This is a genomic window from Corallococcus sp. 4LFB (genome assembly GCF_046520365.1).
Taxonomy (GTDB): domain Bacteria; phylum Myxococcota; class Myxococcia; order Myxococcales; family Myxococcaceae; genus Corallococcus; species Corallococcus caeni.
On sequence record NZ_JBKGHJ010000300.1, the window covers coordinates 1 to 10773 of the forward strand.

The 10773-nt window shown below is 72.3% G+C and carries 13 protein-coding genes; 7 read left to right on the top strand and 6 right to left on the bottom strand.

What is annotated here, in order from left to right; all coding sequences use genetic code 11:
• Positions 1 to 217: 217 nt before the first annotated feature.
• Positions 218 to 688 (bottom strand): putative toxin-antitoxin system toxin component, PIN family, encoded by a 471-nt coding sequence (locus tag ACLEQD_RS27300; RefSeq protein WP_410387899.1) that lies wholly within the window; start codon positions 686 to 688, stop codon positions 218 to 220.
• 163 nt (positions 689 to 851) lie between these two features.
• Between ACLEQD_RS27300 and ACLEQD_RS27305 the strand changes: the two genes are divergently transcribed.
• Genes ACLEQD_RS27305 through ACLEQD_RS27315 form a run of 3 tightly spaced genes read left to right on the top strand, consistent with a single transcriptional unit; the run spans position 852 to position 3159 of the window.
• On the top strand, positions 852 to 2495 hold the full coding sequence (locus ACLEQD_RS27305) for an aminotransferase class V-fold PLP-dependent enzyme (RefSeq protein WP_410387901.1): 1644 nt from the start codon (positions 852 to 854) through the stop codon (positions 2493 to 2495).
• Positions 2471 to 2692 (top strand): aminotransferase class V-fold PLP-dependent enzyme, encoded by a 222-nt coding sequence (locus ACLEQD_RS27310; protein ID WP_410387902.1) that lies wholly within the window; start codon positions 2471 to 2473, stop codon positions 2690 to 2692. Before ACLEQD_RS27305 ends, ACLEQD_RS27310 begins: the two co-directional genes overlap by 25 nt.
• A complete protein-coding gene (locus ACLEQD_RS27315; protein WP_410387904.1) occupies positions 2692 to 3159 on the top strand; it encodes a hypothetical protein in 468 nt (155 codons plus the stop codon). Before ACLEQD_RS27310 ends, ACLEQD_RS27315 begins: the two co-directional genes overlap by 1 nt.
• Before the next feature lie 7 nt (positions 3160 to 3166).
• Here the strand turns inward: ACLEQD_RS27315 and ACLEQD_RS27320 are convergent, their stop codons facing one another.
• From ACLEQD_RS27320 to ACLEQD_RS27330, 3 genes are read right to left on the bottom strand one after another with little or no spacing between them, the layout of a single operon-like run.
• A complete protein-coding gene (locus tag ACLEQD_RS27320) occupies positions 3167 to 4051 on the bottom strand; it encodes an EamA family transporter (protein ID WP_410387905.1) in 885 nt (294 codons plus the stop codon).
• 25 nt (positions 4052 to 4076) lie between these two features.
• Positions 4077 to 4934 carry a DUF4173 domain-containing protein gene (locus ACLEQD_RS27325; protein ID WP_410387907.1) on the bottom strand — a complete coding sequence of 286 codons (858 nt, stop codon included), beginning with the start codon at positions 4932 to 4934 and terminating at the stop codon, positions 4077 to 4079.
• The gene (locus tag ACLEQD_RS27330) at positions 4886 to 5494 is read right to left on the bottom strand and encodes a DUF4153 domain-containing protein (RefSeq protein ID WP_410387909.1); all 609 of its coding nucleotides are present in this window, start codon (positions 5492 to 5494) and stop codon (positions 4886 to 4888) included. The genes ACLEQD_RS27325 and ACLEQD_RS27330 overlap by 49 nt, the downstream gene beginning before the upstream one ends.
• 483 nt (positions 5495 to 5977) lie before the next feature.
• Between ACLEQD_RS27330 and ACLEQD_RS27335 the strand changes: the two genes are divergently transcribed.
• Positions 5978 to 6913: an endonuclease/exonuclease/phosphatase family protein gene (locus ACLEQD_RS27335; protein ID WP_410387911.1), complete on the top strand. Its 936-nt coding sequence runs from the start codon at positions 5978 to 5980 to the stop codon at positions 6911 to 6913.
• Positions 6914 to 7138: 225 nt separating this feature from the next.
• Positions 7139 to 8188 (top strand): GNAT family N-acetyltransferase, encoded by a 1050-nt coding sequence (locus ACLEQD_RS27340; RefSeq protein ID WP_410387913.1) that lies wholly within the window; start codon positions 7139 to 7141, stop codon positions 8186 to 8188.
• Here the strand turns inward: ACLEQD_RS27340 and ACLEQD_RS27345 are convergent.
• Positions 8172 to 8609: a hypothetical protein gene (locus tag ACLEQD_RS27345; RefSeq protein ID WP_410387915.1), complete on the bottom strand. Its 438-nt coding sequence runs from the start codon at positions 8607 to 8609 to the stop codon at positions 8172 to 8174. The genes ACLEQD_RS27340 and ACLEQD_RS27345 overlap by 17 nt on opposite strands.
• Positions 8606 to 9301 carry a hypothetical protein gene (locus ACLEQD_RS27350; protein WP_410387917.1) on the bottom strand — a complete coding sequence of 232 codons (696 nt, stop codon included), beginning with the start codon at positions 9299 to 9301 and terminating at the stop codon, positions 8606 to 8608. Before ACLEQD_RS27350 ends, ACLEQD_RS27345 begins: the two co-directional genes overlap by 4 nt.
• 93 nt (positions 9302 to 9394) lie before the next feature.
• On the opposite strand from ACLEQD_RS27350, the gene ACLEQD_RS27355 reads away from it, so the two are divergent.
• Both ACLEQD_RS27355 and ACLEQD_RS27360 read left to right on the top strand, forming a co-directional pair.
• Positions 9395 to 9928, top strand: a complete 534-nt coding sequence (locus ACLEQD_RS27355; RefSeq protein WP_410387918.1) for a hypothetical protein — start codon at positions 9395 to 9397, stop codon at positions 9926 to 9928.
• 90 nt (positions 9929 to 10018) lie between these two features.
• A partial coding sequence (locus ACLEQD_RS27360) for an APC family permease (protein ID WP_410387920.1) occupies positions 10019 to 10773 on the top strand: 755 nt, incomplete at its 3' end.

Below are 10773 nucleotides of genomic sequence, written 5' to 3' on the forward strand. Positions count from 1 at the left end.
TCTCCACGGGCGGCGTCGCGGACGCGGCCGGGGCAGGTGCCGGAGCAGGCGCCGGGACGGGGGTGACGACACGCGCGGCACAGCCGGCGCAGAGCAGGAGGATCAGGAGTGAGGAACGCACCGGGCCGAAGGATGGCCCGAGATGCGCGGGCGACCAAGCACGGAGCGCCATTTTGACTGCGTGTGCGCACCCCTGCCTGGCTGCTTCACACCTGTCTCAAACGCTCCGCGTGAAGCCCTCCGCCTCCAGCACCTGCGAGGCACGGCGTGGCGTGAGCACGTCGAACGGCAGCCGCCGCCCGCCGCCCATGGACAGCACGCGCTTGTCCTTGCTCACCAGCCACGAGGCCTCCGCGCGCGCGGCCAGCGCGAGGAACTTCTGATCATCCCGGTCCCTGCACGGCGGCAGCTCCACCGGTGTCCCCTCCCCGTCCATGACACGCACGAGCGCGCCGTACGCCTCGCGCACGGCCCGCTGCGCGTCCGCCGCCAGCTTGAACGAGGGATAGGCGAGCACCAGCGCCAGCTCCTTCAGCGTGTGCCGGTCCGCCCACGCCGTCAGCGCGCCCGAACGCAGCGCCTCCTTCAGCGGCCGCGTGAACGCGTCGTCAAAGACGAACACGTCCAGCACCACGTTGGTGTCCAGCACCACGGAACGAATGGCAGGCGCAGCGGAAGGCGTCTTCACGGGAAGGAACTTTCCGTCACCAACACCGTCAACACAACCCGGCCCGCTCCCCCGTCAATCACAATGCACGGGGCGTCCATGGCCAAACCATGGATTCATGGACAAAGATGCATCTCGCTGAACCCCTTCCCCTGACCGGCCCCCGCCGGTGAAAGGTCTGTCCATGAAGCCCACGCCCCGTTCGCTGTGTCTGAGTTTGCTGAGCGCCGCTGCCCTGCTGGGCGGCTGTGGAGGCGAGGAGGCGCCCACGTCGCAGGGGGAAGGCGTCGTGGTGCCGCCGGTCCAGACGGAGGTCGCCGGCAACGGGCTGAGCGCGAGCGCGGCCTGGTGCGACGACGTGACGACGTGGGATCCGGCCTGGGTGACGTTCGAGAACGACGTGCTCACGCTCATCAACCAGCGCCGCGCGGCGGGCGCCACCTGTGGCGGCGTGGCGAAGCCGGCGGTGGGTCCGCTCACGCTGGACACGAAGCTGCGGTGCGCGGCGCGCAAGCACTCCAAGGACATGGGCACGAACAACTTCTTCAGCCACACGGGCTCCAACGGCTCCACGCCGTGGCAGCGCATGACGTCCGCGGGCTACAGCTACCGGACGGCGGCGGAGAACATCGCCGCGGGCTACGGCACCCCGGCGGCGGTGGTGACGGGCTGGATGAACAGCACCGGCCACTGCAACAACATCATGAACGGCGCGCTGACGCAGACGGGCATCGGCTACTTCAACGCGCGACCAGCACCTACAAGGCCTACTGGACGCAGGACTTCGGCACGCCGTAGTCCCGGCGGCAGGGCGCGGGGCTATGCTTCGCGCCCCATGCCCTCCCCCTTCGCCGAGCACTTCCCCGCCCTGCGGTCCGGCTTCAGCTACCTGGACAACGCCGCGGGCGCGCAGGTGCCCACGCACTGCATCGACGCCATCCATCAATTCCTCACGGGCGGCAGCTGCAACGTGGGCCAGCCCTACGCCGCTTCCCGCGTGGCCACCGCGCTCAAGGCCCGGGCGCGCGAGGAGACGGCGGAGTTCCTCAACTGCCGGCCCGACGAGGTGATGCTCGGGCCCAGCGCCACCGCGCTCACCTTCCAGGTGGGCCGGGCGCTCTCACGCCTCTTCCAGGCGGGCGACGAGGTGGTCATCTCCGAGCTGGAGCACGAATCCAACGCGGCGCCGTGGCGCGCGCTGGAGGCGCAGGGCGTGAAGGTGACGACCTGGCGCGCGAGCTGGCCGGAGGGCCGGCTGGAGGCGGCGGAGCTGCGCAAGCTCGTCACCCCGCGCACGCGGCTGGTGGCGGTGACGGCGGCGGCGAACTCCGTGGGCGCGACGCCGGACGTGGCCGCCGCGGCGGAGGTGGCGCACGGCGTGGGCGCGTGGCTGTTCGTGGACGCGGTGCACTCCGGCCCGCACCACCTGCCGGACGTTCGGGCGTGGGGCGCGGACTTCGCGGTGCTCTCTCCCTACAAGGTCTTCGGTCCGCACCTGGGCTGTCTGTTCGTGCGGCGCGAGCTGCTCGCGGGGCTGCCGGCGGACAAGCTGTGGTTCATGCCGGATGACGGTCCGCAGAAGTTCGAGCCGGGCACCGCGAACCACGAAGGCTGGGCCGGCTGGCTGGGCTCCCTGCGCTACCTGCGCGACGTGCTGGGCGGTGGCCAGCCGGGGCGCGAGGGATTGACGCGGGCCTTCCAGCGCATCACGCAGCTGGAGCAGCCGCTGCTGGAGGCCGCGCTGGAGCAGCTGTCGCGGCACCGCGCGTGCGGCTCTACGGACCGAAGACGTCCACCGGGCGCGTGGCCACCTTCTGCTTCAACGTGACCGGCCTGGCACCGCGCGCCGTGGCCGAGCACCTGGCGGAGCAGGGCGTGGGCGTGGCCGCGGGGCACTACTACGCGACGATGGCGGCGGAGGCGCTGGGGCTCATGCCCGACGGCGCGGTGCGCGCGTCGTTGCTCCACTACAACACGGCGGAGGACGTGGGACGGCTGCTCGCGGCGCTGGATTCGCTTCCCTGATGGCGGGAGCGCTCGTCCATCGCGGCCTTCCGCTTCGCGTGGACTTCGACGAGCAGGGCGGCACCTTGCGTCCGCTGCTCGCGAAGCCTGTCTTCATCGCGTGGCCGGAGGTGGAGTTCGTCTGCCTGACGCCCACGATGGAGCGGCATCCCGAAGGCTGGCGGGAGAAGACCTACACCTTCCTGCCCAAGGGCTTCCGCTCCACGCTTGAGACATCGGGACACCTGTGGGTCGAGCTGGTCGTGAAGGACCGGCGCCCCATCCTGGCCCGGACCCAGGGCGCCTGGACCCGGCTGTGGCTCACGGGCCGCCTGCGGCCCATGCTTGATGCGATGGACGCGTGGAAGGTGGATCAATCCCTCATCGGATTGGACCTCTACCGGCACCGGCTGAACGCGCCCCTGGATGACCTGCTGGACCTGCTGGCGCGGCATTGCCGGTTCGACCTGGTCGTCCACGACTTCTGAGCCGGCGTCACGCCTCCACGGGCGGAGGGGGGTTCCTGGCTGTCAGCGTCGCTCCCGCCGACGCGACGCTCACCAGCGCGACCGCCAGCCATTGCAGGGGGGTGAGGTGCTCGCGCAGGAACAGCCAGCCCACCACCGTGGCCACGCCGGGCTCCAGGCTCATCAGGATGCCGAAGGTGCGGCTGGAGAGCTGGCCCAGCGCCATCATCTCCAGCGTGTACGGCAGCGCGCTGGACAGCAGCGCCACGCCCAGGCCCGCGGCGAAGAGGCCGGGCGTCATCCGCTCCAGGTGGCCCTCGCGCAGCATGAAGGGCAGCACCGTCAGCATGGCCACCACCATGCCCGCCGCCACGCCCTGCCCTTCCGGCACGCAGCGCGACAGCCTTCCGCCCATCAGGATGTAGAGCGCCCAGCACGCCCCCGCCGTCAATGCCATCACCACGCCCAGCGGATCCAACCCGCCCGGCTTCGCGGTCCAGGGCGTGATCAGCACGATGCCCGTCGCCGCGAAGAGCACCCAGAGAAAGTCCAGCGCCTTGCGCGAGCCCACCACCGCGAGCACGAAGGGCCCCACGAACTCCAGCGTCACCGCGAGCCCCAGCGGGATGCGCGCGATGGCCAGGTAGTACGTGAGGTTCATCACGCCCAGCGCCACGCCGTACGGCACGATGGCCGCCCACTGCGCCCGCGTGTAGCGAGTCAGCGAGGGCCGGAACCAGGCCAGCAGCATCACTGACGCGAGCACCAGCCGCAGGCCCGCGGCCCCCACCGCCCCCAGGACGGGGAAGAGCCCCTTCGCGAGCGCGGCGCCCCCCTGCACGCTCACCACGGCGACGAGGACCGCGGGAATGGGGGGCAGGCTGAAGGCACGGCGTCCGGCGACTTCACTCATGGCGCCGCAATCTAGCCAGGGTGCCTCACGGATTCACGGGCGCACTCCACGCCCCCGTCCGCAGGAGCGCCCGGCGCGCGAGGAAGCGGGAGAGGTTCCACTCCGGGACCGTGTCCCCCTGGGACAGCCGCTCCTGGTGCTCCTTCAGGAGGGGCGCCAGCCGGTGGTCCTCGGAGACGGTGGCGTCCGCCAGCACCAGCCCGGGCACCGAGTCCGCGGAGAGATGGGAGAACATTTCGGTGTCCAACGATCCAGTGCGCGCATACCGCTCCAGGTTGTGGCGGACGATGAAGGCCTCCGGGTTGAGGAAGTTGAGCGCGAGGACCGCGCCCAGCGCCGTGGCGAAGGCGCCCACCGCGAAGCGCTCCGGCTTCCACCACAGCGTCACCGCGCGCCAGGCCAGCGCCGCCCCCAGCGCCACCATGAAGACATGCGTGTGCAGGCGCAGCAGCGTGTAGCCGAACGCGTCCTCGTACAGCGACAGGCGCCGCATCGCCGACGCGAGGATGACCAGCGTCAGCGCCACCATCAGTGACGTGCCCACGCGGAAGACGGTCTGCGCCACGCGCGTCTCGCGCCGCGTCCAGCGCGTCAGGGCCATCACCAGCGCCAGCGTGAGCGAGGAGACGACCACCAGCTCGAAGAAGCCGCGCCGCGCGTACTCCGCGAAGGAGTAGCCGGACGCGGGGGAGGACGCGTCGCCGACGAACAGGTACGCCACCTGGAAGGCCGCGAAGACGAAGAACAGCGCGTCCACGGCGAAGATGAGCATGAGCGCTTCGATGAAGCCCAGGCGCGGCGTGGCGGCCGTCACCTCCGCGTCCCCCCGCTCCTTCACGGCGCGGCGGCGCAGCGCGTGCCCAGCACGCCCGCCGCGACGCACGCGCTGAACGCCACGCCGACGACCCGCGCCACCACCACGTCCAGCCCCAGGTCGAAGGACAGCAGCCGCTGCATGGTGGAGGAGAAGACCCCGTCCGCGGAGTCGAGCAGCAGCCCGAACACGAACAGCACCGGCAGCGTCAGCAGCAGCCCCCGCGACAGCGCCCCCAAAAAGCGCGAGTGCGCCTTGAGGCCCTGCACGTCCACGCTGTCCCGCACGAGCGCCGGCGCGTAGCGCAGGGGCTGGACGGCGGAGCCGAGGACGACGGAGGCATAATCGGTGAGCCCCAGCCGCTCCACGCGGCCCGCGGCCCAGAAGTGCGACAGCAGCATCAGGAGCACGGCCGCCGTCAGCACGTTGAGCGCCAGCAGCCAGGAGCTGTCCCGCACCGCCACGAAGGCGCTGACCAGCCCCAGCGGCGCCAGCAGCCACGCATTGGGCCGCGCGCGCTGCCAGCCCTCACGTCCCCCCAGCCACGCGAGCGCGCCCACCAGGGCCGCCACCAGCAGCGGGAAGCCCAGGCCCCAGCGCTGCCTGTCGAGCAGGACCTCCGCGAACACGCCCAGGGCAAGCGACGCCGCCAGCGTCCGGCGCGGGCGCGCACCCAGGCAGCAGCGGCCGGGCCGACGCCGCGACGGAGGGGCGGGAGAAGGAGGAAGGGGGGACATGGAAACGGACGGGTTCATGGCGTCGGCACCTCGCGGGCGCGTTCGCGCCCGACATGACGCCAGGATGCACACGCCTGGCGGCATGGCCGGGGGCCTCGGGGACGAGCGGTCGCGGAGCCACGCCGAACGGCGCCTGCCCTCGCGTGGCCGGTCGGCACGGCCAGCGGCTGGAGCAGCCCCACCCCGGGTCCACCTCACCGGCACCAGGAGTCCGCGCACGGCCCGCAGGAGCGAGCCGCGCTGCGTCGTCCGACACTTCGGGCCGGTTCGCCCGGCCCATGGGAAGGCGCGGTGGTAGGTTGCCGCCCCGATGTCACCCTCGCCGCGGCCCCCTTCCGCTTCCGTCTCCGCTCGAGCCTCGCCCTGTGGGGCGCGGTGCTCGCCCTCGCGGGCTGTGATGGACAGCCCGCTCAATCGCTGGCGGTTCCGGACGCCGGGTCCTGCGTCCAGGGCAACTGCCCGCAGCCCGACAGCGGCACGCCGCCGGTCCCGGAGGGCCCCCACGTACGCATCGCGGCGTACAACGTGCACCGCCTCTTCGACACGGTCTGCGCCACGGGCTCCTGCGGCGGCTCCAACTACGAGGAGCTGCCCACGGAGGCGGAGTTCGCGGCGCAGGTGGACCAGCTCGGACGGGCCATCACCGCGCTCAACGCGGACATCGTGATGCTGGAAGAGGTTGAGACCCAGGCGTCGCTGGACGGGCTCCAGAGCCGGGTTCCGCGGTTCATGTACTCGCGGCTCGGGGAGACCTACTCCGCGGCGTCGGTGGACGTGGCGGTCCTGTCCCGCTTCCCCATCACGGAGGTGCGCAGCCACCGCAGCCAGTACATCTACAGGCCGGACGGCTCGGCCACCCGCTTCTCGCGCGACCTGCTGGAGGTGCACCTGGACGTGGACGGCGCGCACGTCATCGTCTTCGCGGCGCACTTCCGCTCCAAGGTGGACGACGATCCCGGCCGCCGCGTCGCGGAAGCCTATGCGTCGCGGACCCTCCTCCTCGAATCCGTGAAGGAGTTCCCCTCCGCGCTGGTGGTGATGGGCGGCGACCTCAACGACGTCCCCGGGTCGGAGGCCATCAACGCCCTGGACGAAGTCCTGCTGCGCGTCGCCAGGGACCGGCCGGAGAACGAGACGTGGTCGTATGTCTATTCTGGCCGGGGCCAGGCCATCGACCACCTCTACCTGGCGCCCGGAGGGGGCGGCACCTACGTGCCGGGCTCCTTCCGCGTGGCCCGCGACGGCGACGGCTACGGCGGCTCCGACCACCGCGCGGTGTACGCGGACTTCGTACTCACGACGCCTCCTTGAGCGAGCGCGAGACGGCGGGCTTCACACACTCCCCCCGCCCTCCTGGCGCGGTGCCTGTGGGACACCCTACGCGGCAGGCCTGGCATTGACGCGGCAATGACAGCCAGGACGTAGCCGTCCACGGCAGCCGCTTTCCAGCACGGCCCCCCTCCCTACCTTCAACGCCATGAAAGCAAGCTCATGGCGAGGCTTCGCGCTCCGGCAACCCGTCCCCGGAGGCAGGCCATGATTGAGGTGCGAACCTTTGACGGCGACGCCTCCGAGGCCTCCTGGTTCCTCAACCGCGTCTGGCAGTCCACCTACGGCAAGACGGCGCCGCTGCCCGTCTGGGACAAGCGCTTCTGCGACTGGCGCCTGTTCCGGGGCGGCCAGGCGCCGCGCGACTACCTGCTGGCGGCGTACGAGGGGAAGACGCTGGTGGGCACCCTCTTCGCGGAGCCCGCGAGGCTCCGCCTGGGCCGCGTGGAGGTGGACGGCAGCTACGGGCTGCGGGCCACCGTCACGAACTCGCATCGCGGGCAGGGCATTGGCGCGAAGCTGGCCAAGGAGCTGCTCCGGCGGCACCAGGACCGGGCGGCGCGGCTCACCCTGGGCTTCACGACCGCGGAGCCCCGCCCGCCGGGCTTCTGGCGCCGGACGTGGAACACGCGCCTCTTCGGGGGGCTCGGGCTGTGGATGTATGCCTTTGACGCGCGGGCGCTGGCCCGCTGGTCCTTCACGGACAACGAGCGGAGGCTGTTCACGCTGGCGCAGCCCTTCCTGCGGCACCGCTTCCGCGAGGCGGACCGCGAGGGCATCCGCCCCTATCAGCTGGCGGACCTGGGGCGCTGCGCGACGCTGGTCCACGACATGCTGCGCCCGGTGACGCTGGGCTACACGTACACGACCGAGCAGCTGGCGGCCCAGCTCCAGTACCGGGACGTGCCCCACACCTTCGTGCTGGAGCAGGACGGCGAGGTGCGCGGGCTCGTCAGCTCCCACAGCCTCTTGATGACGGGCGTGGGAGAGCTCACCGCGGAGGTCGTGGACCTGATGGCCTTCCACGCCTCCGTGTCCGCGCAGGACCGGCAGCGGCTGCTCCAGGTGGCCATGCAGGACATGGAGCGCCGGGGCGTGGCGTGCGCGGGCATGCTGCGCGGGCCCGGCACGCCGGTCTCCCTGCTGTGCCGCTCGGGCTGGGTGCCGCTGCCCCGGCGCGCGAACGTGACGTGCCTCATGCCCACCTGCGACCTGGACCTGCCCGCCGACCCGTGCGTCTTCACCCACCTGCGCTGACGCGCGAGCGCGAGCCCTGGACCTTGCGGAACAGCCGCACGGCCCCGCCGGCCACGGTCCGCACGCCCCCGCCCGCGCAGACGCACAGCGCGGGCAGGACGAGCAGCAGGTACTGCGGCCACTTGGTGTTCCACAGCAGCAGGAACACCAGCCCCACGACGGCGCCCACCGCCCACACGGGCCGCTCGCGCCACGTCGCGGGCAGGCCCACCACCGCCAGCGGCAGCAGCGCGCGGGCGTTGAAGTGCGTGAGGTAGATGCCCGGGTCGGAGGCCGACAGCCACGTGTCCGTGAGGAACGCGAGCGGCTGGTACCAGGGCAGCGCGGCGCGGCGCACGTGCTCGTTGTGCGAGTAGTCCCAGTGGAACGTGATGGACTCCCACAGCAGCGCGAACGGCGACGACCACAGGGCGGGGTTCACCAGGAGGAACGCCGCCGCCGTGGACACGACGATGGCGGCCCACGGGCGCCACCGCGTGCGCGCGCCCGCCACCAGGAACGGCAGGAACGTGAGCCCGCCCACCAGGCCGTACGGATACTTCCCCGCCGCCGCCAGCCCCAGCAGCGCGCCGGACACCGCGGTCCATCCCGGCGCGAAGCCGTGGCGCCGGGCGCGCTCGAAGGCGAGCAGCGCGAGCACGCGAACAGCCCCGGCACCGCCTCCAGGTACGCCTGGGACGTGTACTTCGTGTGGTACGGGTCCCACGCGAGCAGGAGCGCGCCCAGCGGATCCACGAGCGCCACCAGCCCCACCTGGAGCACCCCCGCCACCGCCGACAGGCTCCGCGTCGCGCGGAACACGGGGCGCGCAGCGTCCGGGATGGGCTGGCCCATGGGCACGTCCGACCAGTCGGGTTCGGGAGCGCCCGTCACCCGCACGCTCTGCGCGAAGAGCAGCTTCACCAGCGGCGGGTGTTCGAAGTTCTCCCGCAACTTGCCAATGTCGCCCCAGCGGCCCTCCTCCAGCATCCCGGCATAGGTGAAGGCGATGGGCAGGTAGGTCGCCTCGTCGAAGTCCTGGCCCAGCCGCTCAACGGCGTGGGCGCGTTGCCAGACGGCGACCAGGACGGCGGCGAGTGCGACGAGGAGGGCCAGCAGGCGCGTGCGGGACACCTGCGGACGGATATCACGAAGGCCGCGTGCGGCCCGCCGGGCAGCCGGAGCACGGCCCTGGTGTCGCGCGGCCCGACGCCCCAGCTTTGGGGCATGAGAATCGCACGCATCCTCACTGTTGCCGCCCTGCTCGCGGGCGGATCCGCTGTCGCGAAGCGCGACGAGACCGTGGAGCTGCGGACGCCCCGGACGACCGTGCGTGCGAGCGTCGACGCGCAGGGCCTCCAGGGCCCGGACCTGCGGCTCCAGCTGTCGGACACCGCGTTGAAGGGCCAGGCCTTCCAGCGCCCCGTGGACCTGAAGCTGTCGGACCGGCGCATCCAGGGCACCGTGGACCAGAAGCCGGTGGACCTCACCGTGCGCGAGCGCCCGGAGGTGGTGGAGGCGATGGGCACCTTCGCGGGCCAGCCGTCGTCCCTGACGCTCAGCCCGGATGAGCTGACGGGGTCGGTGGGGCCGTGCGGCTACAACCTCATCATCGAGCGCGACCGCAAGCACTACCGGGGGACGCGCGCCTGCGGCGACGAGCGCGAGAACGACGTGTACGTCGCCATCCCCAGGGCCCTGGAGCAGGAGCCCGCGTCCGGGCGCATGGCCGCGCTGAGCGTGCTGCTCTCCCACCCCTGAGGGCATGCACGGTGATGGTGCGCGGGGCGCGGGTGTAGTGAAGTCCGGGCCGTGTCCACCCTCCCCTCCGGCGTCGCGCCCGAGCGCACCATCGGGCCGTTCCAGCTGCTGGCCCTGGGCGTCAACGGCATTGTCGGCGTCGGCATCTTCTTCGCGCCCGCGGAGGTCGCCGCGCAGGCGCCCGGCCTGGGCGCGGTGTGGGCCTTCGCGCTGACGGGGCTCGCGCTGGTGCCCGTGGCGTTCGCGTTCGCGGTGCTCGGCCGGCGGTTCGACTCGGATGGCGGGCCCGTGGTGTTCGCGCGCGCGGCGTTCGGCGAGCGCGTGTCGTTCCTCGTCGGCTGGGTGGCCTACGTCAGCGCCTTCCTGAGCACGTCCGCGGTGATGGCGGGCCTGGCACGGGCGGTGGCGCCGTCGGTGGGCCTGGGAGGGCCCATGGGCGAGCGGCTGCTGGCCTCCGCGCTGGTGACGGGGCTGGCGGCGCTGGTGGCCTCCGGCATCCGCGTGTCCGCGCGGACGTGGACGGCACTCACGGTGCTCAAGCTGCTACCCCTGGCGGCGCTGCTGGGCGCGTTCTTCCTCCTGCCGGCCGGGCAGGTGCCGCCACCGCTGCCCGCCACGGGGACGTCCTGGCTCAAGGCGGGGCTGACGGTGATGTTCGCCTACCAGGGCTTTGAAATCGTCCCCGTCATCGCCGGGCAGGTGCGCGCGTCGGAGCGCACGGTGCCCATGGCGACGGTGGGCTCATTGCTGCTGGCGATGCTGCTGTACGTGGGGCTCGTGTGGGCGTGCGTGGCGGCGCTGCCGGACCTGGCGCACGCGGGCGCGCCCCTGGCGCAGGCGGCGGG